Below are 24,964 nucleotides of genomic sequence, written 5' to 3'. Positions count from 1 at the left end.
CCCACCCGATCGGCTCAGTTCCTACCTGGGAGCGTCGGATTGGGCCGACATCTTCACGAAGGTATGCGCCGATCCGGACGCTCTGCACCGACGATTCATGCAGGGCCGGGGCTCCCGGGCCGCGGACGCCGGGTGCCGCGCCGCGCCGGTGCAGCCGACGTGGCAACCGCCCCGGCGGCGTGTGGCGCCAAACGTCGACGCTCGCACGCCGCCAGGTGCGGTTGCTCGCGGCGAACCGGGGTTACCTCGCCTTTCTCGCGGTGTTGCCGTTCGTCGTCGGCCTGCTGCCGTTGACCGTCACGGGCCATGCGGGCCTGAGCCACCTGCCGGCGCTTGGCGCACCGCCGTTCGAAGCCAAGCACATCGTCGCGTTGACGAGCTTCGCGGCGATCCTGATGGGAACCACACTCACCGTCCGCGATCTCGTCGGCGAACGCGCCGTCTTCCGGCGCGAGCGGGCGGCGGGACTGTCGGCGTCGGCATACCTGCTGGCGAAAACGACCGTCTTCGGCGCGGTAGCGGTGATGCAATCCGCGATACTCGTCCTGATCGTCACGGCGCCTTCGATCGGCAAGCCTGGCCCGTCGAGTGCGGTGGTCTTGGGCAGCCCGACCTTCGAGTTGTTCGTCGGTGTCGCGGCGACGTGCGTGGTGGCGGTCGTTCTCGGGCTTGCGCTTTCGGCTCTCGCGCGCACCGGCGACCAGGTCATCGTGCTGTTGGCGATGACCCTGATGGCGCAACTGGTGCTCGCGGGCGGTTTCATCCCGGTGACCGGCCGACCGCTGATGGAGGCCCTGGCCTGGCTGACTCCCGGACGATGGGGGTTCGCGGCCACTGCGTCGACGGCCGATCTGACCAAGCTGGTGGCGGGGGTTGCGAACGAGTCGCTCTGGCGGCACTCCAGCTCGGCATGGCTCATGAACATGGCCATGTTGGCAGTGCTTGCCGTGCTCTTCGCGGGCATCGCGCGGTGGCGCCTACGCCGTTGAGGCACCTCGCTGCCGGAGCTAGAGCCTTTGTGCCCTGTCTAGCCGGCGCCGCCGGAACGAAGATCACCATGCACGGGGTTTAGGAGGCCGGTGGTGATCAAGCAAGCCATGGTGGGCGCTGCGGCGGTGCTTCTCTTGGTGTCGGGCTGCTCGTCTGGAAACCGCAACGGCGGTGGCGGCACGACCACCACGAGCACGTCTCACGCCCAGGCGGTGCGCGGTTGGGTCGAAATGACCAAGGACCACATGCAGGAGTTGGGAATCGCGATGGGCAAGGCGACCTTTGCCATCGGTACCCAGGACTACGCCGCTCTCGGGGCGGCCTGCCGCGACGGCCACGAGGCGGCGAGCTTCCTGCAAGGGCATATGCCGTCCCCCGACAAGGAGCTCACCGACGCGTTGCAAGCCAGCCTCGACGACTTCGACGCCGCCTCCCATTTCTGCGTCGCTGCGATCGAGGATCGCGACACGAACGAGGCGCGCCACGCGGGCGAATTCATGAATTCCGCGGAGGCGCATCTCACCACCGCCAGCGCCATCCGCGACCGCATCGTCAACGGATCCCCGTAGGCGCCGGCGAGATGAACGCCCACTCCGGCATGAACCGCCGTCGCGGGAAGTGGTCGTTAGCCTGTGCGCTCTTGCTGCTCGGCGCTACGCCGCTTTCCCCGGCGTCTGCGTCGGCCGATCCGGCCGATGATGCGTTCATCGCGTCACTCGCGAACTACGGGATCGAGGTCCGCGACAGCGACACCGCGATCGCGATGGGCCACAGGGTGTGCGCCGGGTTCGACAACGGCGCGAATGCGAGCGTGCTGGCGATGAAGGTCAAGCACGACACCGAGCTCACGATGAGGGAATCCAGCTACTTCGTCGGCCTGTCGGTGGCGGCCTACTGCCCGCAGTACCGGGGGCAGATCGACAGTTCGCTGATCTGGCTGATCCCGGGGCCGCCGCTGATGTGAGTGTGCGCCGGGCACAGTAAGTTGGTCGCGACCGCCACCGCGAAGGAGGGTGCGCCGAAGTGACCGACGATCCGCGGGGCGACGAGGTCTCCCGCCAATACGATCGCTGGGAGTATCCGCCTCCGGTGACCGACCTGGCGGCGTGGAGCAAGAACCACTGGGATTGGTTCGATCCCTTCTGGGCGCACCGGGTGTTGTGGCCGGACCGGGACTACAAGCCCGACCTCGACATCCTGATTGCGGGCTGTGGCACCTTCCAGGCGGCCCTCTTCGCCTTCATGAACCGCGGCGCCAAAGTGGTCGCGATCGACGTCAGCCGGTCGGCGCTGAAGCACCAGCAGTTCCTCAAGGACAAGCACGGCCTGGACAACCTGGAACTGCGCCTGCTGCCCATCGAAGAGGTGTCGACCCTGCATCGCGACTTCGACCTCATCGTGTCCACCGGCGTCCTGCACCACATGGCGGATCCGCTGGCCGGGCTCAAGGCGCTCGGCGGGTGCCTGCGCACCGAAGGCGCGCTGGGCGTCATGCTCTACGCGAAGTACGGCCGGCTTGGTGTCGACATGCTCGAATCGGCCTTCCGCGACCTGGGGCTGACGCAGGACGACGCGTCGGTCCAATTGGTCAAGGAGGCGCTCGCGGTGTTGCCGGCCGATCATCCCGTCCGCACCTACCTCAAGGGGGCACGCGACCTGGTGTCCGACGGCGCCCTGGTCGACACGTTCCTGCACCGCCGCCAGCGCGCCTACACCGTTGCCGAATGCCTGGACCTGGTCGACTCCGCCGAGCTGGCGTTCCAGGGCTGGTTCCACAAGACGCCGTATTACCCGCACGACTTCGTCGCGCCGGCGAGCCGGTTCCAGGCGATGCTCGACGAATTGCCCGACGCCGAACTCTGGTCGGTGATGGAACGCCTGCAGCCTGCCAACGCCAGCCACTTCTTCATCGCCTGCCGCCCGGAACGTCCCAAAGAGCACTACGCGATCGATTTCTCGACGGCCGCGGCGCTGGACTACGTCCCGCTGCTGCGGACGGCCTGCCTACTCAGGGGCGAGGAAATTCACCTGCCCGGCACGACGCTGAAGCTCAACCCGGCCCAGCTGCCCTTCGTTGCGCAGGTCGACGGCCGTCGCACGATAGGCGAGATCATCGAGTCCATGGCGCGGCGCGACGACGTGGGCCCGGACAACGCCGATTTGGTACGGGACTTCGGGCGCAAGCTGTTCCAGTCGCTGTGGCGGCTCGATTTCCTGGCGATGGCGCTGAAGAACGCGTGAGAGGCTCTGCGCCGCAGAGGTTTTAGCCGGTATCCGCCGCCGGGTCTTCGATGACGCCGTGAGCCAGCCGCGCGATGAGACCCCCGATGTCGGTTGCCGCCGCCGTATGGTCCACAACGCCGGCCCGCAGCGCGTTTGTAGGCAGGTCGGGGAACAGCGCGTCCGAGGGCTCTTGGACGACGGTCGTCCCGCCCGCGGCCTTGATGGCGCGTAGTCCGGCCACGCCGTCGTCGAGCATCCCCGACATCAGGACGCCGATCGCTTGGGGGCCGTAGTCGGAGGCCACGGACCGAAACAGGATGTCGATCGCGGGCCGCCGACCGTATTCCAGTGGTCCATCCCACAGCACCACGTGATCGGCCCGCGCCAGCAGATGGCGGTCGGTCACCGCGGTGTAAATCCGGCCGGCTTCCAACGGCGCGCCGTCGACCGCCGCGACCGCCGGCATGGGGCCGCTGCGGTCGATGATCTCGGCCAGGAGGGAAGGCGTGCCCCGGCTCATGTGGATGACGATCATGACGGCGAACGGAAGGTCGGCCGGCATCCCCGCAGCCAATTCGCACAGCGCTTCGATGCCCCCGGCGGATGCGCCGATTGCCACCACGCCTTCGGCGGGTGCAGCGTGACGCTCCATCGCTCGACCTAGCCTTGCTCTGCCCTGGCTGACAGCTCGGAGACCCCGCCACCGTTTACCAGCGTAGGACCTCAACCCTGGCCCTGCCACACACGGATTGCCAAGGGCCATAAGCCCTCCGATCGCAAAGGCGTTGGTGACAGGGCCATCGCGGCTCGCCGGCGCCCCGGGTGGCCCTGCGGACCAAATGTTCGGCCTGCCGACCGCGCCGCGAACCACCACTCATACACTGACCCATCGTGGGCATGCTCTCTGGTCTTGCGCCGTGGATCGCGTACTGGGTGCTCGTCGGAAACGTTCCGCTTTCCGCCGCCGCGATTGTCGGGTTGGTTGTCGCGGCCATCGCGCTGGTGCTCGAAAGCGTCACCGGCAAGCCGGAACGTACGTTCGAAATCGGTTCCGCCGCAGTGTTTCTGGTCTTGACGGCGCTGACTTTCGCGCTGGGATCCCCGTTCGCCCAGCGGTGGATGCTGCCGCTGAGCGCCGCCGGGTTCTTCCTGGTGGTGCTGGTCGGCACGCTTACCGGCAAGCCGTTCGTGCGCCCCTCCGCCGCCGCGGAACACCCGGCCGATGTCGTCAAGACCGGGCTGTTCGGCCGGATGGTCGGCGTCCTGAGCTGGATCTGGTTGGCGACGGCGGCCGGCATGGCGGTGTCGTCGGCGATCCCGCCGATCGCGCGCGGCGACGCCACGATCCTGGACACCACGACCCCGCTGTCCTACGCGTGTTACTGGATCGTTCCGTTCACCCTGTTGGCCCTGGCGGCCCTCGCGTCGCGGTTCCTGGCCCAGCGGATGCTGGTCGGCATCGACGACCTCGAGCGGGAAACCTCGTTCGTCGCCTACGACGAGGCGACCATCGACGAGCTCTACTACCTCGCCCAGGAACACGCGAACCGCGAGGTCGGCCCGGGCAAGGAGGCCTACAACGTGAAGGTGGGGGGCGCGGGCACCCCGTTGACCGGCGACGAGTCCCGCAAGTCATGGCCGTCGACCTACAAGGTGCGCGACAAGCGGCGCTGAGCGCTCGGGTTTTTCCGATACCTTGGTTTCCGGCGGGGCGGCCCGGGGCCAGCCCCATGCGCCCCGCTCCCGGTGTCGGCCAGCCCACGAGGAGTCGCGATGAACGCGCCCAGTCCAGACGCCATCCGCGCGGAGACCATCACCATCACCGGGCACGGCGGCGACGAGATCGAGGCTTACCGGGCTTCCCCCTTGGCGGAGGGGACGCGCGGCGGAGTGGTGTGGATCCATCACATGCCGGGCTATGACCGCGAGACCAAGGAGTTCGTCCGGCGCCTCGCCGTCAGCGGATACCATGCCGTCGCGCCGAACCTCTATTCGCGCGAGGCCCCGGGCGCGTCGCCCGACGACGCCGCGGCGGCGGCGCGCGCCGCGGGCGGGGTGCCCGACGAGCGGCTCGTCGGTGACGTCGCGGGCGCGGTCGAGCACCTGCGTTCGTTGCCGGGCGCCAACGGCAAGTTCGGCGTCATCGGGCACTGTTCGGGCGGCCGGCACGCCTACCTGGCGGCGTGCTCGCTGCCGTTCGACGCCGCGGTGGACTGCTACGGGGCGTTCATCGTCGAGGATCCGCCGGAGGGCATGCCCAAGGTCATGAAGCCGATCCTGCAGCTGGCACCCCAGCTCGGCTGCCCGCTGCTCGGCCTGTTCGGCCTCGACGACCGGTTCCCGGCGCCCTCGGCGGTGGCCGCCCTGGACGAGGAGCTGAACAGGCTGAACAAGCCGCACGAGTTCCACTCCTACGCGGGCGCGGGTCACTCGTTCTTCTCCGTCGATCGCCCCGCGTACCGGCCGGAGGCCGCGGTCGACGGCTGGCGCCGCATCGACGAGTTCTTCGCCACCCACCTGAAAGGTTAGGTTTCGCCGCTCATGTGCACCTATCTCACCGAACACGTCGCGATCGACGGCAGCGGCAAGGGCGCCACGGGGTGGTTCGGCGCCAGCCGCGCGACCGTGTACGTCGACCATCCCGTGCACGCCGCCTACGGCCACACGGTGAACATCGACGTCATCAACCCGGAGCTGGGGCCGTCGGCGCGGGTGGCGCTGGAACTCACCGAGGAAAGCGCCCTGGCGCTCGCCGACGCCATCCGCGCGGCGATCGCCCACGCCCCGGCCGGGCTGGCATCGAAGGATCAGCCGTGACCGCCGAGCGCGACTACCCCCAGATGGCCGCCGCGCGCGGCAGGGTCGAGCCGGCGCCGCGCCGGGTGCGCGGCTACCTCGGGGACGCGTTGATCTTCGACACCACCGCCGCGCTGTATGTGTGGGAAGTTCCGTATTACCCGCAGTACTACATCCCGCTGGCCGATGTCCGTGCGGAGTTCCTGCGCGACGAAAACCACCCGCAGCGCGTGCAATTCGGTCCGTCGCGGCTGCACTCCATCGAGGGCGCCGGCCAGACGCACCCGTCCGCCGCGCGGGTGTTCGACCCCGACGGCGACGGGCCCGTCGCCGGCACCGTGCGATTCGAATGGAATCGGCTGCGGTGGTTCGAGGAAGACGAGCCTATCTACGGCCACCCGCGCAATCCCTACTCGCGCGTTGACGCGCTGCGCTCGCACCGGCACATTCGAGTCAAACTTGACGGAATTGTGCTGGCGGACACCAGTTCTCCGGTATTGCTGTTCGAAACAGGTTTGCCGACAAGGTATTACATCGACCCGACCGACATCTCCTTCGAGCACCTCGAACCCAGCACGACGCAGACGCTTTGCCCGTACAAGGGCGTGACGTCGGGATACTGGTCGGTGCGGTCCGGCGACACGCTGCACCCCGACCTGGCCTGGACCTACCACTACCCGTTGCCGGCCGTCGGCCAGATCGCCGGTCTGGTGGCCTTTTACAACGAAAAGCTCGATATCATCGTCGATGGCGCCGCATTGGCCCGTCCACAAACCCAATTCAGCTAGCGAACCGGTGTGATCTTTCCCTCTTCGCGCGCACAGCCTGAGAATTTCTTAACCTGGACGACGCCAACACGTTGACCGGCGACGTTAGCGGCGTACGCGAAATCCGCCGGATGCGCGTTTGCGTCGCTTTCGCTACGGGTAAGCGACTGCGATACAGCGTAATTGAAAGCCTGAGCAGAACCTGAGTGCGGGGAGTGACGTAGCTAACGTCGGGGGATTTCGACCCGCTTGGACGCGAATTTCGGCCGGTAGACTCGCAAAAACCAGTCGCTTCAGCGCCTTTCGGTGCTGAGATCCTCCTGGATCCGGAGGCCGATCGTCGCGCAAGTCCGGCGACTTCGCCCCCGTGCCGACAACATAGCAAAGGCGGTGCAGCGTGAGCGGTATGAATGACCGCAAGGCCTTCTCCGACGACCGGAATGAGCGGACGTTCCGATTCCACGACGCCCCGGTGGTGCAGATCCCGGTGCGAAACGGTCCGATCAGTGACATCCGCATCGACGGTGACGGCAGTCGGCTCGTGGTGGCCAACCATGGCGGCGACACGGTGTCGATCATCGACACCGATTCCCGTCGGGTGGTGCAGACGCTGGGCATCGACGAACCGTTCGCGATCGCCCTGAGCGGTGGGGACGCCCCACGCGCCTACATCAGCGCGGCGTCGGCGGCGTATGACTGGATCGCCGTCGTCGACCTCACCACCAACGCGCACGTCGCGACGCATCCGCTGGCGTCGCACGTCAGCGACCTGACCGTGAGCGCCGACGGGCGCTTCGTGTACGCCAGCCGCAACGGCGCTACCGGCGCCGACGTCGCGGTCGTCGACGCCACCACGGGCGACTTCGAGGTGGTCGACCTCGCCACCACCCCCGGGACCACCGCCGACTGCGTCCGCATCAGCCCCGACGGGCGGCACGTGTACGCCGCCACCAACGGGGCGTCCGGCGGCCAGCTGGTCGTCATCGCGACCGGGGCGCGGTCCGACGGCCGCGTCGTCGGCTCCTATGACCTGGGTCTGCCCATTCGCGACGTCGCGCTGAGCGCCGACGGCGGCACGGCCTACATCGCCAGTTGTGGCCCCGTCGTGGGCGCGGTGCTCGACGTCATCGACACCCGGACCCGCAAGATCACCGGCACGCGCAAGCTCAGCGAGGTGGCCGGCCCGCTCACCCGCTTGGCGCTGAGCTGCGACGGCCGACGCGCCTACCTGGTCAGCGACGACCGCGTCGTGGTGGTGTGCACGCGAACGCACGACGTCATCGCCGACATCGGCGCGGTCAAGCACCCGTCCTGCGTGGTCGAAAGCCCCGACGGCCGATACCTCTACATCGCCGACCACGCCGGCGCGGTCACCGTGCTGCCGATCGCCGCGGGCCCCGGGCCGGCCGAGGCGCCGACCACCGGACTCCGCGAGCTGCCCCAGCGCGAGCCCGTCTTCGCGTAGCGGCGATCGCCGGCGCCGGCGAGGCTTAGGGTGGAGGCTGCCGACGGCGCTTCGCCGCCGGCCCGCGGCGCGGTCGAACCGCGTCCCGCGGGTTGACATCAGGCGACGCTTGAAAAGGCGGTACCTCAATGGACAGCACGATGCAGGACTTTCCGTTGACGATCACCGCGATCATGCGGCACGGCTGCGGCGTGCACGGCGCGCGCACGGTCACCACCGCTACCGATGACGGCTACCGGCGCGCGAGCTACCGGGAACTGGGTCAGGACGCCGCGCGGCTGGCGAACGGATTGCGCCGCCTCGGCATCACCGGGGATCAGCGGGTTGCGACGTTCATGTGGAACAACGCCGAACACCTGGCGACCTACCTGGCGGTGCCGTCGATGGGCGCCGTGCTGCACACGCTGAACATCCGCCTCTTCGCCGAACAGATCGTCTATGTCGCCAACGAGGCCGAAGACCAGGTGGTGCTGGTCGACGCGTCGCTGGCCAAGCTGCTCGCCCCGGTGCTGGGCGACCTCAAGACCGTGCACACGGCGATCGTCGTGGGGGAGGGGGACACCTCCGCGTTCGAGGGCTCGGGCAAGACCGTGCTCCGGTACGCCGACGTGCTCGCCGGCGAGCCCACCGAGTTCGACTGGCCGGAGATCGACGAGAAGTCCGCGGCCGCCATGTGCTACACCAGCGGCACCACCGGCAACCCCAAAGGCGTGGTGTACAGCCATCGTTCGAGCTACCTGCACACCATGGCGGCCTGCACCACCAACGGCATCGGCGTGGGTTCCGTGGACAGCGTGCTGCCGATCGTGCCGATGTTCCACGCCAACGCGTGGGGCCTGCCCTATGCGGCGCTGATGGCCGGCGCCGACCTGGTGTTGCCCGACTGCCACCTGGACGCGCGGTCGCTGATCCGGATGGTGGAGGACGAGCGGCCGACCCTCGCGGGCGCGGTGCCCACCATCTGGAACGACGTACTGCATCGCCTCGAGGACGAACCCGATCACGACATGTCGTCGTTGCGGCTGGTGGTCTGCGGCGGCTCGGCCGTACCGGTCTCGCTGATGCGCACGTTCGAGGAAAAGCACGGCGTGCAGATCCGGCAGCTGTGGGGCATGACGGAAACCTCCCCGATGGCCACCATGGCGTGGCCGCCGCCGGGAACGCCCGACGACCGGCACTGGGCGTATCGCGCCACCCAGGGCCGGCCGGTCTGCGGGGTGGAAATGCGGATAGTCGACGACGACGGGCAGGTGCTGCCCAACGACGGCGAGGCCGTGGGCGAGGTGGAAGTCCGCGGCCCGTGGATCGCCGGCTCCTACTACCTGACGGCCGACGACTCCAAGTTCGACTCCGGCTGGCTGCGCACTGGCGACGTGGGGCGGATCGACGAGCAAGGATTCGTCACCCTGACCGACCGGGCCAAGGACGTCATCAAGTCCGGTGGCGAGTGGATCTCCTCGGTCGAATTGGAGAACGACTTGGTCGGGCATCCGCACGTGGTCGAGGCCGCGGTGGTCGGCGTGCCCGACGAGCGGTGGCAGGAACGGCCGCTGGCCGTCGTGGTGGCCAAGGAAGGCGCCGCGGTCAGCGCGGAGGATCTGCGAAAGTTCCTGGCGGAGAAGGTGGCTCGGTGGTGGCTGCCCGAGCGGTGGGCGTTCGTCGAGGAGATTCCCCGCACCAGCGTGGGCAAGTACGACAAGAAGGCCATCCGGGCGCGCTACGCCGAGCATGGCTACTGGGTGGTCGAGGCCCGGGACTGAGTTCCGGACTCGACGCTTGGGTACCGTCGAGACCATGTGTCGACTCTTCGGGCTCCATGCCGGGACGCGGGTCTGCTCGGCGACGTTCTGGTTGCTGGACGCCCCCGACAGCCTGGCCGAACAGAGCAAGAGGAACCCGGACGGCACGGGGTTGGGTGTCTTCGACGAAGGGCGCCGGCCACGGCTGGACAAGCAGCCCATGGCGGCCTGGGAGGACGCCGCGTTCGCCGCCGAGGCCCACGAGCTGACCGGCACGACGTTCATCGCGCACGTGCGCTACGCGACGACCGGTTCGCTCGACGTCCGCAACACCCACCCGTTCCTGCAGGACGGGCGGATCTTCGCGCACAACGGCGTGCTGGAGGGGCTCGACGTCCTCGACGAACGGCTGCGCGAGGTCGGCACGGACGCTTTGGTCCTGGGCGACACCGATTCCGAGCGCGTGTTCGCGTTGATCACGGCCTCGATCCGCGCGCTCGACGGCGACGTGGCCGCGGGCGTGGCCGACGCCATGAAATGGCTCGCGGCGAACGTGCCGATCTACGCGGTCAACGTGTTACTGAGCACGGCGACCGACATGTGGGCGCTGCGGTACCCCGAAACCCACGAACTCTACGTCCTGGACCGGTCCGGCGACGACCCCACCCAGGCCCCCGAATTCGACTTGCGCACCAAGCGAATTCACGCGCGATCGGAGCATCTGTGTACCCGCCCGTCGGTGGTGTTCGCCACCGAACGCATGGACACCGACCCGCGCTGGCGTCTGCTCGATCCCGGTGAGCTGGTCCACGTCGACGCCGCGCTGCGGGTCGAGAGGAGCGTGATCCTGCCCGACCCGCCCGCGCACCCGCTGCGGCGGGCGGATCTGAGCGCTTCGGTTCAGGACGCGCAGCACGCGCTGCCGAGCGCTCGGCGATAACCCGTGGCGAACAGACGGGCGCTTGTGCTGGCGGGCGGGGGAATTGCGGGAATAGCCTGGGAGACAGGCGTTCTGCGCGGCATCGCCGATGCGTCGCCGGCGGCGGCGGAACTATTGCTGGGCTCGGACGTGCTGGTGGGGACCTCGGCGGGTTCGGCGGTCGCCGCGCAGATCGGCAGTGGCAGCACGCTCGACGCGCTGTTCGACCGGCAGGTCGCCGAATCGTCGGCCGAGATCGATTCGGGTGTGGACGTCGAAACCATCACCGCGATGTTCCTGTCCGCCCTGGCCGAGCCCTACCCGGATCCCTCGGACCGGACGCGGCAGCAGCTGCGGCGGATCGGTGCCGTGGCCGTGGCGACGCAGACCGTTCCGCCGCCCGTGCGCCGCGGGGTGATCGCGCAGCGCCTGCCGTCGCACGACTGGCCGGACCGGGAGCTTCGGGTGACCGCAATCGACGTCGCCACCGGCGAATTGGTGGTTTTCGACCGCGATTCCGGCGTCGACCTCGTCGACGCGGTGGCGGCCAGCTGCGCGGTACCCGGCGCGTGGCCGCCGGTGGCGATCGCGGGCCGGCGCTACATGGACGGTGGGGTTGGCAGCACGATCAACCTCGGCGTGGCCGCCGATTGCGACGCGGCGGTGGTGCTGGTGCCCTCGGGTGCGGACGCGCCGTCGCCGTTCGGCCCCGCGCCGGCCGCGGAGGTCGCCTCCTTCGCCGGCGCGGCGCTCGCGGTTTTCGCCGACTCCGGCTCGCTGGCCGCGTTCGGGTCCAATCCGCTGGACCCCAAGTGCCGCGTCGACTCGGCGCTGGCCGGACGCGAGCAGGGCCGTCGCGAGGCGTCCGCCGTCGCGCGGTTCTTGGGTGTGTGATCAAAACCGTTGCGGTAGTGTGGGTTTCAGTCCTCGGTCGCGGGTAGCGCGGCGCGGTCGTTCTCGAAGGCGTCCAGCGCCTCGTCGGCCAGCGCGCGGCCCACGGCGATCACCTCGGCCGCCCGGTGAAACTCCAGGCCCCGGCACGTCGAGCGGGGGATCTCGATCAACAGATCGGGCGGGTAGACCGCCAGCGTATGGCGCGCCAGCGCGGCCTGGGCGATGTCGATCGTCCGATTCATCACCTCGAAGCTGCCCAGCTTCGGGATCTCCGGCCCGATCTCGGCCAGTTCAGCGGCCGTATCGTCTTCGGCCCCAGGCGATTCCGCGTCCAGATCCTCCGACCAGCTGTCCGCTTCCCCGGTGGACCCGCCGAACCTGCCCAGCACGGCTCGCGCGGTCGGCCGGTCGAGCAGCGACCGGGCGGCGGCGGTGTCGAGCAGCGCGGAGGTGCTGCGCACCATGCGATTCAGCCACTCGGCCGTGGCGCCGGCCTCGTCGTCGCGCGCCGCGATCGACTCGCTGCCGGACAGGCTCACCGCGATGGTCACGTCCGCGTTGACCGCCGACAGGGGGGCCATCGGCAGCGGGTCCAGGATGCCGCCGTCGGCCAGCAGGCGCCCGTCCACTTCGTGCGGGGCGATCACGCCCGGGATGGCGATGGATGCGCGGATCGCCTCGTCGACGGGACCGCGCTGAAACCACACCGACTTGCCGGCCAGCAGGTCGGTCGCCACCGCGGTGAAGGGGATGGGCAGCTCCTCGATGGCGACCGGCCCGAGAATGTCGCGCACGGCGTCCAGGATCTTCTCGGCCCGCATCACCCCGGCCGCGCTGATCGAAAAGTCGAGCAGCCGCAGGATGGTGCGCTGGGTCAGGGATTTCGCCCAGTCGGCGAATTCGTCGCGGCGCCCGGCCGCCTCCAGCCCGCCGACCAGCGCGCCCATCGACGAGCCCGCGATCCCGACGATCTCGTAGTCGCGGGCGCGCAGCGCCTCGATCACCCCGATGTGGGCGTAGCCGCGGGCCCCGCCGCTGCCCAGCGCCAGGGCCACGCGGGTGGGTGAGGATCGGCGTCCCTCCGGCATGCCTTCATTTTGCGCGGCGCGAGCGCCCGGCACCGGCCGGGTGGGCACTTTATGTACCCGTGAATTCAATCGCGCACGAGTTCGAACGGGCTAGCCGCATTCGTCGTTGGCGGCGGCCCGCGCGGCCGTGATCACGGCCGCCTGCCGGGCCGGCGTCAGGTCCGCCCAGCGGGCGTTCCAGCTGCCCGCGGTGCCCGACGGTGCGGCCTGGACCATCCCCAGATAGGGCTCGAACAGCGACTGACCGGTCCTGGGCTGGGCGTCCATCCACACTTTCGCGGCGTGACAGGCCTGGTAATACTCTTCCTCGGTCGAATTCGCGGGAACGTCGACCCGGGTCGTCACGCCGGCGGGGGACAGCCCGACCGCCCCCGGCGGCGCCGCGCCGGGGCCCGCCGGCCGCGCCGGCGAGGACGCGGGCGTGCCGGTCGGGGCGCCCGGCGAGCACCCCGCGACCGCCGACAACCCGACCGCAACGACGACGACCGTGCCCCACAGTCGGGGTCGATGACCGCACCAGCGCACCCTGCCAATCTATGCAACACTGGCGGCCGTGATGGAGCGCTTCGGATTTTGCGAGTGTTGTCGGCCCTAACCCGCCGCCGCCCGTCCGAACCCCTTTCTCTGGAGCTCCACCATGTCGTTGCCCTTAGCGAGCCGTGCGCCCGTCGCCGCCCCGGCCGCGTTGCGCCCGCGCACCATCTCGTCCCCGGCGTCCGGGCCCACCCGCCTGCGGGTTCCCGACCTCCTGCACGCCACCGACCAGGCCGCCGACGATGTGCTGAGCGGACGGTGCGACCACTTGCTGCCCCCGGGCGGGATCCCCGAGTCGCGCCGCTGGTTCACCCGCATCCACGGTGACGAGGAGCTGGACGTCTGGCTGATCAGCTGGGTCCCCGGTCATCACACCGAGCTGCACGACCACGGCGGATCCCTGGGCGCGCTGACGGTCGTGTCCGGGTCGCTCAACGAGTTCCGGTGGGACGGCCGCGCCCTGCGGCACCGCCGATTGGACGCCGGCGATCAGGCCGGGTTTCCCCTGGGTTGGGTGCACGACGTGGTGTGGGCGCCGCGCCCCGTGTCGGTGTCCGTCCCACCGCGGCCGTCGCTCAGCGTGCATGCCTACTCGCCGCCGCTGACCGCGATGTCCTACTACGAGGTGACCGGCCGAAATCGGTTGCGCCGCCAACGGACCGAACTGACCGACCAACCGGAAGGACCGTGATGAGCCGCATCGACGTCGTGTTGAGATCCGCCCGGCGCCGCCTCCGTCGTCTTCCCGCCGCCGAAGTGCCCGACGCGATCCGGCGCGGGGCGGTGCTGGTCGACATCCGGCCGCAGGCCCAGCGTTTGCGCGAGGGCGAGATCCCCGGCGCGCTGGTGATCGAGCGCAACGTCTTGGAGTGGCGCTGCGACCCGACCAGCGATGCCAGGCTGCCCGAGGCCGTCGGCGACGACGTCGAATGGGTGATCGTGTGCTCGGAGGGCTACACGTCCAGCCTCGCGGCGGCCGCGCTGCTCGACATCGGCCTGCACCGCGCCACGGACGTCGTCGGCGGCTACCACGCGCTCGCGGGTGCCGGTGTGCTCGAACAACTTTCTCCGGCCCCGGTGGACGCCGGGCCGGGACCGTTCGCCGACTCCGGGCGCCGCTGGCTCTAGCTACCCGGTGGAGGTGGCCTCCGAATGCAGCAGCGGCCGTAGCTTGTTGGTCTTCTCCGGCGTCCAACCCGGCGGGGAGAGCACCGCGGCCCAACCGTCGGCCGCGTCGGCGACGTAGTGGTGGCCGTGCCCCTCGGGCACGTCGACCGCCACCGCCATGTCCGCCGACACCTGCAGGAACGTCACCACCGGGATCCAATGTGTTTCGGGCAGCACGTCGTAGCCCCGCCGCTCCCGCAGCCAATCGGGTTGGCTGAACAGCAGATCGGGGGACCACCAGGCGATCGGATCCGAGGCGTGCTGCAGATAGACCACCCGCGGTCGGTCCCACGCGGAGTACGGGCGGCCCAAATTGCTTGGGCGCGCGACGAACCGGACGTACTTGCCGTGGTCGTAGATCGGCAGCCACTCCGGGGAACCGGCGTCGCGCGTGGACGTCAGGTCGGTCCAGATGGTGTTCTGGAACGTCGGTCCGCTGAACAGGGCGCCGTCGGTGCGCGCGAGGACGTTGTTGAGGCTCATGAACGGCGCCTCGCCGCCGAAAGATCCCAGGCTTTCGCCGAAGACGACGAGCTTGGGCCGTTGGGCCTCGGGCATCTGGCGAATCAGGCGATCGACGGCCTCGAACAGCGCCTGCCCGGCGTGCCGGGCGTTCTCCTTGTCCACCAGGAAGGACAGCCAACTCGGCAGGAACGAGTACTGCATGCTGACGATCGCGGTGTTGCCGTTGTACATGTACTCGAGCGCGTCGGCCTCCGCCTCGTTGATCCAGCCGGTGCCGGTGGTCGTGGCGACGGCGACGACCGCGCGCTGCAGTCCGCCGGTGCGCTGCAGCTCGCGCGCGGCGAGTTCGGCGGTCGCGGTGATGCCGTCCGCGGAGTTCAGCCCGGCGTAGGCGCGGATCGGTTCGGCCGCCGGCACGCCGTTGAACGCGCTGAGCTGGGCGACCGTCGGCCCGGCCTCCACGAAGATGCGACCTTGGTGGCCAAGGGATTCCCACGACACGAGCGACTCGGGGCCACCGGATCGCAGCGGCGTCTTCGGCGGCGCGGTGTCGGGATTCATCTCGTTGTTCGCCGAGGCGAAGGTGTTGTTCATGGTGCGCATCGCGAACTTGAGCACGACACCGTTGAGCAACGTGATGGTGAGCACCACCAGCAACGCCACCACAATGGTCGCTGACAGCCGGAACGGCGCGATGCGGTCGACCTGAGCGACCAGGAACCTGACCAGCAACCGGATGAACTGGCCGATCTCGACGAGCGTGAACAGCACCACCAGGGACAGCCCCGCGGCCACGGGGTAGTCGTACCACTGCAGGTGCGCGACGCCCATCAGGTCGCGCACGTTGTCCTGCCAGACGTGGAACCAGATCGCCATCAACACCATGCCGAGCGCACCGACCGGGATCAGCACCATCCACGCCCACCGCGGCGGCGGCGGGCTGTGATCCTTGGCGCGCATGTAGCGGACCAGCCACACGGCGAAAACGCCCAGCCCGTAACCGATGGCGCCGGAGATCCCGCTGACCAACGCCTGGAACAGCGCCCCGCGGGGCAGCAGTGACGGCGTCATGGAGAACCAGATGAAGACGAGCCCGACCGTGGTGCCGGTGAACGTGTAATGGCGTACCCACCAAGGCTTTCGGGTCGAGGGCGGTGCTTCGGCTTCCGGGGCGGCCTCGGGTCCGGCCTCCGGGCCCGGGGCTTGTTCGGTGACGGCTGATCCGGGTTCGCTCATCGCAGGCCTACCGGTGCGTGAAGTTGGGAGTGCGCTTTTCGATGAACGCCGTCATGCCTTCGGACTGGTCCTCGGTCGCGAAGGTGGAGTGAAAGAGCCGACGTTCGTAGAGCAGCCCCTCGGTCAGGGTCGATTCGAACGCGCGGTTGACGGCCTCCTTGGCCATCCGGGCCGCCGACCGCGACATTTGGGAGATGGTGGTGGCGACGGCCTTGGCCTCGGTCAGCAGGTCGTCGGCCGGCACTACGCGCGAAACCAGGCCGCTGCGTTCGGCTTCGGCGGCGCCGATGGTGCGCCCGGTCAGGATGAGGTCCATGGCCTTGGCCTTGCCGATGGCGCGGGTCAGCCGCTGCGAGCCGCCCATGCCGGGCAGCACGCCGAGTTTGATCTCCGGCTGACCGAATTTCGCGGTGTCCGCGGCGATCAGCAGGTCGCACATCATGGCGAGCTCGCAGCCGCCGCCGAGCGCGTGGCCGGCCACCGCGGCGATGGTCGGGGTGCGCACGGCGGCCAGTTTGGCCCAGGGGGCGAAGAAGTCCGCGTCGAACGCCTCGGCGAACGTCAGGCCGGCCATCTCCTTGATGTCGGCGCCCGCGGCGAACGCCTTGGCCGATCCGGTGATGATGATCGCGCCGATTCCCGGATCCTTATCGAATTCCGTTGCCGCCGCAGTGACTTCGTTCATCACCTGGGTGTTCAGCGCGTTGAGCGCCTTCGGCCGGTTCAGGGTGATGATGCCGACGCGCTCCTCGCGCTCGACCAGGATCGTTTCGTAGCTGCTGGAGGTCGTGTCTGTCACCGAATCGCCTTTCTAGAAACTCAGGTCGTCGTCGACCGGGGTGAAATACGCTTCGACGTCGGCCGCGGTCACCTCGGCCAGCGTCGCCGGCGACCATTGCGGGTTGCGATCCTTGTCGATCAGCTGCGCCCGGATGCCCTCCACCAGGTCGTGTGACCGCAGCGACGCCGACGACACCCGATAGTCCTGAACGAGAACGTCTTTCACCGTGTCGAGTTTCGCGGCGCGCCGGATGGCCTCCAAGGTCACCGACAACGAGATCGGCGATCGGGTGGCGATCAGGTCGGCGGCCGCGCCGGCGGGGCCGCCGCGCCCGCGAAGCGCGGCGACGATGTCCTCGACCGTGTCGCCGGCGTAGCAATCGTCGATCCAATCCCGTTGTGCGGCAAGCTCACTGGGCGGCGGCTCAACGGTGTGCCGGGACAGCGCGCTGTCGACCCCGTCGGCGACGATCGCGCGGGTGAACGCCTCGAGCTCACCGTGCGGCACGTAGTGGTCGGCGAACCCCATCGCGATGGCGTCGGCGCCGGTGAACGGCGCCCCGGTGAGCGCGGCGTGCCGGCCCAGCCCGCCGGGCGCCCGGGAGAGCAGGAACATCCCGCCGACGTCGGGCACGAAGCCGATGCCCACCTCCGGCATCGCGATCTTGGAGGTATCGGTCGCCACCCGGGTGTCCGCGTGCGCGCTGACGCCGACCCCGCCACCCATCACGATGCCGTCCATCAGCGCGACGTAGGGCTTGGCGAAGTCGGCGATCTGGGCGTTGAGCTGATACTCGTCGCGCCAGAACCGCCGCGCCTCGACCCCGTCCTTGCGGGCGCTGTGGTAGATCGAGACCACGTCGCCGCCCGCGCACAACCCGCGTTCGCCGGCGCCGGAGAGCACCACCGCCCGCACCGCGTCGTCGGCCGCCCAGCGGGTGAGAACGGCGCTCAGCGCGTCCACCATCGGCTGGTTGAGCGAGTTGATCGCCTTGGGGCGGTTGAGCGTGATCAGACCGACGTTGCCGTCGACACGGGTGAGAACTCCATCGGATCCGTCGGTCACGCCCTGGCCTCCCATCGCCGCCATCCTCGACGAAAAATCTAGATCGTGACGACCGGCGCGATACCCGCGGGTAAGGGTTATCTTTAACGCGACGACAGCAGCAAATACTCCAGGTCGGCCGGGAACCCGGACGGGACGCTGATCGTTGAGATTGTGTTCGCACAGCTCGAAGCCAATAGAGAGGATCCGACGGTGCGGGAGACAAGCAATCCGGTATTTCGTTCGTTGCCCAAGCAACAGGGCGGATACGCGCAATTCGGCACGGGCGCGGCCCCGATGCCCGGGTACGGTGCCGACCCCTACGCGGCCCCCTACCAGGCCCCTTACCAGGAGGCCAGGGCCTCGCGTCCGCTGACCATCGACGACGTCGTCACCAAGACCGGCATCACGCTGGCCGTGTTGGCGGTGTCCGCGGTGGTGTCCTACTTCCTGGTGGCGTCCAACCTCGCGCTGGCGATGCCGCTGACCATGATCGGCGCGCTCGGCGGCCTGGGCCTGGTGCTGGTCGCCACCTTCGGCCGCAAGCAGGACAGCCCGGCCATCGTGCTCAGCTACGCCGTGCTCGAGGGGCTGTTCCTGGGCGCCGTCTCGTTCGTGTTCGCCAACTTCTCGGTCTCGCACGCGAACGCGGGCGCCCTGATCGGGGAGGCGGTCCTGGGCACCTTCGGGGTGTTCTTCGGGATGCTCGTCGTCTACAAGACGGGCGCGATCCGGGTGACGCCCAAGTTCACCCGGATGCTGGTCGCGGCCATGTTCGGCGTGCTGGCCCTGATGCTGGGCAACTTCGTGCTCGCGATGTTCCACGTCGGCGGCGGCACCGGCCTGGGCCTGCGCAGCGGCGGGACGGTCGCGATCATCTTCTCGCTGGTCTGCATCGGCATCGCGGCGTTCAGCTTCCTGATCGACTTCGATGCGGCCGACCAGATGGTGCGCGCCGGCGCGCCGGACAAGGCGGCCTGGGGCATCGCGCTCGGCCTGACCGTGACCCTGGTCTGGCTGTACCTCGAGATCCTGCGGCTGCTCAGTTACCTGCAGAACGACTAGCCGCGACTGACACGAAAAAACCGGCACGCCCCGCCAGCGTGCCGGTTTTTTTGCGCGTTTGCGTGACCCGATGTCACAACCGCGACGGCTGGATGCGTCTGCTTGTTGTCAGCACACATTCGCTCGCGAAAGGCAGCATCATGAAGCACATCGTGATCATCGGCGCCGGCTACGCCGGCATGGCGGCGACCGCCCGCTTGGCGCGTCGGGTCAAGGGCCGCGACGACGTCCGCGTCACCCTGGTCAACCCCCAGGCTCGTTTCACCGAGCGGCTGCGCCTGCACCAGGCGGCTTCGGGCCAGCGGCTGGCCGACCTACAGATTCCGGACATGCTCGCCGGCACCGACGTCGAGTTCGTGCGGGGATGGGTCACCGGAGTCGACGCCGACGCGCGGACCGTCCGGCTCGACGACGAGCGCACCATCGGCTACGACACGCTGGTATACGCGCTCGGCAGTGTCGCCGACACCGAGGCCGTGCCCGGTGTCGACGAATTCGCCTACACCCTCAACACCGCCCACGACGCCGGGCTGCTGGCCCAGCAGCTGGATCGGCTCGACACCGGCACGGTGGTGGTCGCCGGCGGCGGCCTGACCGGAATCGAATCGGCGGCCGAGATCGCCGAGCGCCATCCGGGACTCGACGTCGTCCTGGTGAGCCGGCAGGAGCCTGGATCGACGATGGGCGCCGAGGCGCGCGCCCGCCTGAATTCCGGGTTGACCCGGTTGGGCGTGCGGGTCCGTGCCGGCGTCGACGTCGTCAAGGTGATGCCCGACGGGGTCGCCCTGGCCGACGGCGCGGTCGTCGCGGCGCGGGCGGTGCTGTGGACGACGGGAGTGCGGGTGTCGCCGGTCGCGGCCGCCGCGGGCCTGCGGGTCGACGAGCGCGGCCGGATCATCACCGACGCGGCGCTGCGTTCGGTGTCCCACCCGAACGTGTACGTCGTCGGCGACGCCGCGGCGGTTCGGCAGGGATACGGCCTCGTGCACGGCACCTGCCAGAGCGGCATCCCGACCGGCGTGCACGCCGCCGCCAACATCGTGCGAGAGCTGAAGGGCAAGCAGCCCAAGCGGTTCCGGTTCGGCTACATCCACCAGCCGGTGAGCCTGGGACGCCACGACGGCGTCATCCAGTTCACCCGGCCCGACGACAGCCCGACGCGTTTCTATCTGGCCGGCCGGTGGGCGGTGGCATACAAGGAGACGGTGAGCGCCAGCCCCTGGACGACCTACCGGCTGCTCAAGCTGCTGCCCGCGCTGGGCGCCGTGACATGGCGGCGCGGTGGGGGCTTCACCCGATGAGCACCGACGAGCGCACGTTCATTGAACACCGGAAACTGTTGTTCGCCATCGCCTATCGGATTCTGGGGTCGGCCGCCGACGCCGAAGACGTCGTTCAGGATGCGTGGCTGAAGTGGTCGGCGGCCGATCGCGGTCAGGTCGCCGACCCCAAGGCCTACCTGTCCCGCATCGTGTCGAATCTGTCGATGGAACGACTGCGCTCGACGCGGCGCCAACGGGAGACCTACGTCGGGCCGTGGCTTCCCGAGCCGATCCTCACGAGCGAGGACACGGCCGAGGACGTCGCGGCCGCCGAATCGGTGTCGATGGCGATGCTGGTCGTGCTCGAGACGCTGAGCCCGCTGGAGCGTGCGGTGTTCGTCCTCAAGGAGGTGTTCGACTTCAGCTACGCCGAAATCGCTTCGGCCGTCGAGCGTTCCGAGGCGGCCGTGCGCCAGGCGGGCCACCGCGCCCGCAATCACGTGCAGGCCCGCCGGCCCAGGTTCGAGGCCGACCGCGGCAAGAAACGCGCGGTCACCGAACGCTTCTTCGCCGCGGCGACCGGCGGGGACATCAACGACCTCATGCAGCTGCTCGCCCCCGACGTCACGCTATGGACGGACGGCGGCGGAAAGGTGCGCCAGGCGCTGCGCCCGGTCGAGGGCATTGCCAAGGTCGCCGCCTGGCTGGCCGGGGTCACCAAACGCCCCTACGAAGGCGTCGAAATCGCCGACATGACAGCCGAAGTCGTCGACATCAACGGCGGGCCGGGCATCGTTTTCTCGGCCGCGGGCCGCGTGATCGCCACGCTCACCGTCGAACTCGACGCGGACGGGCGCATCGCCACCATCCACAACGTGGCCAACCCGGACAAGCTGCGCGCCGTTGCCGATGGTGTTCGGCGCGGTTAGCTCAGCCGCTCGATGATCATCGCCATGCCCTGCCCGCCGCCGACGCACATGGTCTCCAAGCCCAGCGTCTTGTCGTGCGTCTGCAGGTTGTTGATCAGCGTGGTCGCGATCCGCGCGCCGGTCATGCCGAACGGGTGGCCCAGCGCGATCGCCCCGCCGGACACGTTCAGCTTGTCCTCGTCCATGCCCAGCTCGCGCGCCGAGCCCAGCACCTGGACGGCGAACGCCTCGTTGATCTCGTAGAGGTCGATGTCGTTGATCGACATCCCGGCGCGGGCCAGCGCCTTCTTGGACGCCTCGATCGGGCCCAGCCCCATGATCTCCGGCGAGAGACCGCTCACGCCGGTGGACACGATGCGCGCCAGCGGCGTCAGACCGAGTTCCTTGGCCTTGGTGTCGCTGGTGATCACCAGCGCGGCGGCGCCGTCGTTCAGCGGGCAGGCGTTGCCCGCGGTGACGGTGCCGTTGGGCCGGAACACCGGCTTGAGCTCGGAAACCTTCTCGTACGTGGTGCCCGCGCGCGGCCCGTCGTCCTTGGCCACGGTCGTGCCGTCCGGCAGGGTCACCGGGGTGATCTCCCGCTCGAAGAACCCGCTGTTGATCGCCTCCTCGGCCCGGTTCTGGCTGCGCACGCCCCAGCGGTCCTGCTCTTCGCGGCTGACGCCGGTCAGGATGGCGACGTTCTCGGCGGTCTGGCCCATGGCGATGTAGACGTCGGGCAGGTTGCCGTCGGCGCGGGGGTCGTGCCACTCGTCGGCCCCCGCGGCCGCCGCCGACGTCCGCTCCTGGGCCTCGTCGAACAGCGGGTTCTTGGTGTCGGGCCACGAGTCGGAGTTGCCCTTGCCGAACCGGGACACCGTCTCCACGCCGGCGGAGATGAACGCGTCACCCTCGCCGGCCTTGATCGCGTGGAACGCCATCCGCGTCGTCTGCAGCGAGGACGAGCAGTACCGGTTCACGGTGGTGCCGGGCAGGAAGTCGAAGCCGAGCTCGACGGCGACGACGCGGGCCATGTTGAAGCCGGACTCGCCGCCCGGCAGGCCGCAGCCCAGGATCAGGTCGTCGATCTGGTGCGGGTTGAGCGCCGGCACCTTGTCCAGCGCGGCCCGCACCATCTGGGCGGCCAGGTCGTCGGGCCGCATGGACACCAGCGACCCCTTCATCGCCCGGCCGATCGGCGAGCGAGCGGCGGAGACAATTACGGCTTCAGGCATGACGGTTCCCTTCAAATCCCTTCCGGATAGGACAAGCTCGCTCCGTACACCGGGTGGTGATTCCACGCCGACGGGCTAGCTCGAATCTAGTCGTTGCCGACCGGTGGGTGCGCAGACGGGGCGGGCCCCGGCGCCGGGCGCCGCCACAGCCGCGACATCACGCTGTGCCGGGTGTGGCGCGGGCCGAGGACCGGCTCCGTCATTGACGCCGCCAACTCCAGCGGCGGCAGGTCGACCTCGACGTCCAACGCTTCGCACAGCGCGCGTAGCAGCGCATCGGCCGCGATCGCGTACGCGGGGGCGGACGGGTGAAAGCCGTCCGGGGAGAACATCACGTGGGGCGTGGAGCGGAACTGCGGGGTCAGCAACTGCGCCAGCGGCACCGGCAGGCCGCCGGCGGCCCGAACCGCGGCGGCCTGGGCGCGCGCGAGCTGCGAACAGCGCTCGTGGGCGAGCGAGCGCAGCGGCTGCGGGATCGCGGTGATGACGCCCAGGTCCGGGCACGTGCCGGCGATCACCACCGCGCCGCGGGCGCGCAGCTTGCGGACGCTGAGCCCGAGCCGCTGCGCCGACTGGCTGACGCCGTTGAGGGCCGTCACGTCGTTGGCGCCGACCATGATGACCGCCGCGTCCGGCGGCGCCCCCGCCACGAACATCGCGTCCACCTGACCGCACACGCCCTTCGACGTCGCGCCGACGATGGCCTTGGTGCTCAGCCGGATCCGCTTGCCGGTCTGCTCGGCGAGGCCGCGCGCGATCCGCACGCCCGGCACCTCTTCGGCGCTCGCGCAGCCGTAGCCGGCGGCGGTCGAGTCGCCGAAGATCATCAGGCTCAGGTCGAAGGGCACGCCGCGGTGCCACCGTTCCACCGGCCCGCCGCCCGGGCTGTACACCCCGTCGGCGCGCGGGGGAATGTCCCACGACTTGGGGATGACCGTGCGCGCGTGCGTCGCCTGGCCGACTAGCAGGTTGCGCGCCCCCAGGTATGCGGTTCCTGTCGAGGCGAGTGCGCCTGCAGTGGCCAGGGCGATCGCCGAACGGCGAGGCACCCGCATGGTCACGACACCAGTTTAGTTCGGCTCGCATGTTTGCGGGGCCCGCTGACCAACAATGTGGTCACGGCCCGAACCGAAGTTGGTAACAAATCGGACTCTTTAAACGTTCTCTTAAGAAGTGGCTGTCAAGCTGAGTTCGCGGGGTTGGCTGAGCGCCCGGCGTGAATGGCTGAACCAGACGCTCAGCTGCCTCGTCACATGCTGTATCGCACTACAACGGCGTAGAAAGTGTTGAGCATGAGCGCACCCGGCAGAGTATCCGGCTCCCCCCGGAATGCCCTTCGTCCTCACGAAGTCCTTAGGGTCCGACGGGCCAAGACCCGCAAGTTCGCCATGAGCGATGGGGCGCCGGTCGAGGTTCTCGAATCGGGGCCAAGCGTTGCTGCGCGGGTGGCGAACCTGACGTCGCGGGTGACTATCCGGCCGGTGCTGTCCGCCGGCAGCCACGTCCCGAACTTCCCCTGGCCGTGGGGCCTGATCGACCTGGCGGCCCGCGTGGTCCTGCCGGTGTCGGCCACCGTCCGCGAGACGGTGAAGCTGCCGAACGCGTCGGCGCAGCTGGTGCGTGCGCCCGGTGTGCTGCCCGCCGACGGCACCCGCCGCGTGGTCGTCTACTTCCACGGCGGGGCGTTCCTGACCTGCGGGGCGAACTCGCACGGCCGGCTGGTCGAGACCCTGTCGAGGTTCGCCGACTCGCCGGTCCTGGTGGTCAACTACCGGCTGCTGCCCAAGCATTCGATCGGGATGGCCCTCGACGACTGCCACGACGGCTACCAGTGGCTGCGGCTGCACGGCTACCAGCCCGAGCAGATCGTGCTGGCCGGCGACTCGGCGGGCGGCTACCTGGCGCTCGCGCTGGCGCAACGCCTCCAGGCCGAAGACGAGGAGCCGGCGGCCCTGGTGATGATCTCGCCGCTGCTGCAGCTCGCCAAGGAAAACAAGCAGGCGCATCCCAACATCAACACCGACGCGATGTTCTCGCACCGGGCCTTCGATGCGCTGGCCGCCCTGGTGGCCAGCGCCGCCGACAAGCACAAGATCGCGGGGCAACCCGAGGAGATCTACGAGCCGCTGGAGCACATCAAAGCGGGTCTGCCGCGGACGCTGATCCACGTCTCCGGGTCCGAGGTGTTGCTGCACGACGCGCGGCTGGCGGCCGACCGGCTCGCGGCGGCCGGGGTGCCGGCCGAGGTGCGGGTGTGGCCCGGCCAGATCCACGACTTCCAGCTGGCCGCCCCGATGGTGCCGGAGGCGGTCCGCTCGCTGCGGCAGATCGGCGACTATATCCGCGAGGCCACCGAGTAGCGACCGCCGTCGCCCGCCGGGGCGAG

The 24,964-nt window shown here is 69.4% G+C and carries 26 protein-coding genes; 18 read left to right on the top strand and 8 right to left on the bottom strand.

Annotated features, from left to right (window positions below; translation table 11 throughout):
• Positions 1-215: 215 nt before the first annotated feature.
• The 4 genes from A5680_RS26260 (at position 216) to A5680_RS11545 (ending at position 3,231) form a co-directional block, all read left to right on the top strand.
• On the top strand, positions 216-989 hold the full coding sequence (locus A5680_RS26260) for an ABC transporter permease (RefSeq protein ID WP_067819338.1): 774 nt from the start codon (positions 216-218) through the stop codon (positions 987-989).
• A 90-nt stretch (positions 990-1,079) separates the two neighbouring features.
• Complete coding sequence (locus A5680_RS11555; protein WP_055404039.1) at positions 1,080-1,559, top strand: hypothetical protein; 480 nt, start codon at positions 1,080-1,082, stop codon at positions 1,557-1,559.
• Between the two features lie 11 nt (positions 1,560-1,570).
• A complete protein-coding gene (locus A5680_RS11550; RefSeq protein ID WP_231977614.1) occupies positions 1,571-1,954 on the top strand; it encodes a DUF732 domain-containing protein in 384 nt (127 codons plus the stop codon).
• A 59-nt stretch (positions 1,955-2,013) separates the two neighbouring features.
• The gene (locus tag A5680_RS11545; RefSeq protein ID WP_067819335.1) at positions 2,014-3,231 is read left to right on the top strand and encodes a methyltransferase; all 1,218 of its coding nucleotides are present in this window, start codon (positions 2,014-2,016) and stop codon (positions 3,229-3,231) included.
• Positions 3,232-3,253: 22 nt separating this feature from the next.
• On the opposite strand, the gene A5680_RS11540 is transcribed toward A5680_RS11545, so the two are convergent.
• Positions 3,254-3,865: a chemotaxis protein CheB gene (locus A5680_RS11540; protein ID WP_082970340.1), complete on the bottom strand. Its 612-nt coding sequence runs from the start codon at positions 3,863-3,865 to the stop codon at positions 3,254-3,256.
• A 239-nt stretch (positions 3,866-4,104) separates the two neighbouring features.
• Between A5680_RS11540 and A5680_RS11535 the strand changes: the two genes are divergently transcribed.
• From A5680_RS11535 to A5680_RS11500, 8 genes are all read left to right on the top strand, one after another.
• Entirely contained in the window at positions 4,105-4,887 is a 783-nt protein-coding gene (locus tag A5680_RS11535) for a hypothetical protein (protein ID WP_067819332.1), read from the top strand.
• A 99-nt stretch (positions 4,888-4,986) separates the two neighbouring features.
• Positions 4,987-5,742: a dienelactone hydrolase family protein gene (locus tag A5680_RS11530; protein WP_055404036.1), complete on the top strand. Its 756-nt coding sequence runs from the start codon at positions 4,987-4,989 to the stop codon at positions 5,740-5,742.
• A 12-nt stretch (positions 5,743-5,754) separates the two neighbouring features.
• Complete coding sequence (locus tag A5680_RS11525) at positions 5,755-6,030, top strand: DUF6295 family protein (RefSeq protein WP_055404035.1); 276 nt, start codon at positions 5,755-5,757, stop codon at positions 6,028-6,030.
• A 23-nt stretch (positions 6,031-6,053) separates the two neighbouring features.
• A complete protein-coding gene (locus tag A5680_RS11520; RefSeq protein ID WP_055404046.1) occupies positions 6,054-6,797 on the top strand; it encodes a DUF427 domain-containing protein in 744 nt (247 codons plus the stop codon).
• 385 nt (positions 6,798-7,182) lie between these two features.
• The gene (locus A5680_RS11515) at positions 7,183-8,241 is read left to right on the top strand and encodes a YncE family protein (RefSeq protein ID WP_231977613.1); all 1,059 of its coding nucleotides are present in this window, start codon (positions 7,183-7,185) and stop codon (positions 8,239-8,241) included.
• 128 nt (positions 8,242-8,369) lie between these two features.
• Positions 8,370-10,001, top strand: coding sequence for a long-chain fatty acid--CoA ligase (locus A5680_RS11510; RefSeq protein ID WP_067819326.1), 1,632 nt, complete (start codon positions 8,370-8,372; stop codon positions 9,999-10,001).
• Positions 10,002-10,035: 34 nt separating this feature from the next.
• The gene (locus A5680_RS11505; protein WP_067819350.1) at positions 10,036-10,920 is read left to right on the top strand and encodes a class II glutamine amidotransferase; all 885 of its coding nucleotides are present in this window, start codon (positions 10,036-10,038) and stop codon (positions 10,918-10,920) included.
• Between the two features lie 3 nt (positions 10,921-10,923).
• Entirely contained in the window at positions 10,924-11,793 is an 870-nt protein-coding gene (locus A5680_RS11500) for a patatin-like phospholipase family protein (protein ID WP_067819322.1), read from the top strand.
• 26 nt (positions 11,794-11,819) lie between these two features.
• Here A5680_RS11500 and A5680_RS11495 read toward each other — a convergent pair whose 3' ends face one another.
• Entirely contained in the window at positions 11,820-12,881 is a 1,062-nt protein-coding gene (locus A5680_RS11495; RefSeq protein WP_156675073.1) for a patatin-like phospholipase family protein, read from the bottom strand.
• A gap of 90 nt (positions 12,882-12,971) precedes the next feature.
• Entirely contained in the window at positions 12,972-13,406 is a 435-nt protein-coding gene (locus A5680_RS11490; protein WP_067819317.1) for a lipoprotein LpqV, read from the bottom strand.
• Between the two features lie 112 nt (positions 13,407-13,518).
• Here A5680_RS11490 and A5680_RS11485 point away from each other — a divergent pair, with 112 nt between their 5' ends.
• Together A5680_RS11485 and A5680_RS11480 are read left to right on the top strand one after the other, a co-directional pair.
• Positions 13,519-14,106 carry a cysteine dioxygenase family protein gene (locus A5680_RS11485; RefSeq protein ID WP_067819313.1) on the top strand — a complete coding sequence of 196 codons (588 nt, stop codon included), beginning with the start codon at positions 13,519-13,521 and terminating at the stop codon, positions 14,104-14,106.
• Positions 14,106-14,543, top strand: coding sequence for a rhodanese-like domain-containing protein (locus tag A5680_RS11480; protein ID WP_067819310.1), 438 nt, complete (start codon positions 14,106-14,108; stop codon positions 14,541-14,543). Before A5680_RS11485 ends, A5680_RS11480 begins: the two co-directional genes overlap by 1 nt.
• Here the strand turns inward: A5680_RS11480 and A5680_RS11475 are convergent, their stop codons facing one another.
• The 3 genes from A5680_RS11475 to A5680_RS11465 are packed head-to-tail and all read right to left on the bottom strand — an operon-like array spanning position 14,544 to position 18,144.
• Entirely contained in the window at positions 14,544-16,283 is a 1,740-nt protein-coding gene (locus A5680_RS11475; RefSeq protein WP_055404028.1) for an alpha/beta-hydrolase family protein, read from the bottom strand.
• 7 nt (positions 16,284-16,290) lie between these two features.
• Positions 16,291-17,082: an enoyl-CoA hydratase gene (locus tag A5680_RS11470; RefSeq protein WP_055404027.1), complete on the bottom strand. Its 792-nt coding sequence runs from the start codon at positions 17,080-17,082 to the stop codon at positions 16,291-16,293.
• A gap of 12 nt (positions 17,083-17,094) precedes the next feature.
• Positions 17,095-18,144 carry an enoyl-CoA hydratase/isomerase family protein gene (locus tag A5680_RS11465; protein WP_156349611.1) on the bottom strand — a complete coding sequence of 350 codons (1,050 nt, stop codon included), beginning with the start codon at positions 18,142-18,144 and terminating at the stop codon, positions 17,095-17,097.
• Positions 18,145-18,321: 177 nt separating this feature from the next.
• On the opposite strand from A5680_RS11465, the gene A5680_RS11460 reads away from it, so the two are divergent.
• The 3 genes from A5680_RS11460 to A5680_RS11450 all read left to right on the top strand — a co-directional run bounded on the left by A5680_RS11460 (position 18,322) and on the right by A5680_RS11450 (position 21,364).
• Positions 18,322-19,173: a Bax inhibitor-1/YccA family protein gene (locus A5680_RS11460; protein WP_055404042.1), complete on the top strand. Its 852-nt coding sequence runs from the start codon at positions 18,322-18,324 to the stop codon at positions 19,171-19,173.
• Between the two features lie 140 nt (positions 19,174-19,313).
• Complete coding sequence (locus tag A5680_RS11455) at positions 19,314-20,474, top strand: NAD(P)/FAD-dependent oxidoreductase (RefSeq protein WP_067819307.1); 1,161 nt, start codon at positions 19,314-19,316, stop codon at positions 20,472-20,474.
• Entirely contained in the window at positions 20,471-21,364 is an 894-nt protein-coding gene (locus A5680_RS11450) for an RNA polymerase sigma-70 factor (protein ID WP_156675072.1), read from the top strand. The genes A5680_RS11455 and A5680_RS11450 overlap by 4 nt, the downstream gene beginning before the upstream one ends.
• Here A5680_RS11450 and A5680_RS11445 read toward each other — a convergent pair.
• Together A5680_RS11445 and A5680_RS11440 are read right to left on the bottom strand one after the other, a co-directional pair.
• On the bottom strand, positions 21,361-22,578 hold the full coding sequence (locus tag A5680_RS11445; RefSeq protein WP_055404024.1) for an acetyl-CoA C-acetyltransferase: 1,218 nt from the start codon (positions 22,576-22,578) through the stop codon (positions 21,361-21,363). The genes A5680_RS11450 and A5680_RS11445 overlap by 4 nt on opposite strands.
• 86 nt (positions 22,579-22,664) lie before the next feature.
• Entirely contained in the window at positions 22,665-23,627 is a 963-nt protein-coding gene (locus A5680_RS11440; protein WP_156669558.1) for an SGNH/GDSL hydrolase family protein, read from the bottom strand.
• A 243-nt stretch (positions 23,628-23,870) separates the two neighbouring features.
• Here A5680_RS11440 and A5680_RS11435 point away from each other — a divergent pair, with 243 nt between their 5' ends.
• Positions 23,871-24,938 carry an alpha/beta hydrolase gene (locus A5680_RS11435; protein WP_067819298.1) on the top strand — a complete coding sequence of 356 codons (1,068 nt, stop codon included), beginning with the start codon at positions 23,871-23,873 and terminating at the stop codon, positions 24,936-24,938.
• Positions 24,939-24,964 lie beyond the last annotated feature (26 nt).

Source organism: Mycobacterium sp. E2989 (assembly GCF_001667595.1).
Taxonomy (GTDB): domain Bacteria; phylum Actinomycetota; class Actinomycetes; order Mycobacteriales; family Mycobacteriaceae; genus Mycobacterium.
This window is presented reverse-complemented; position numbering and strand designations above follow the sequence as displayed.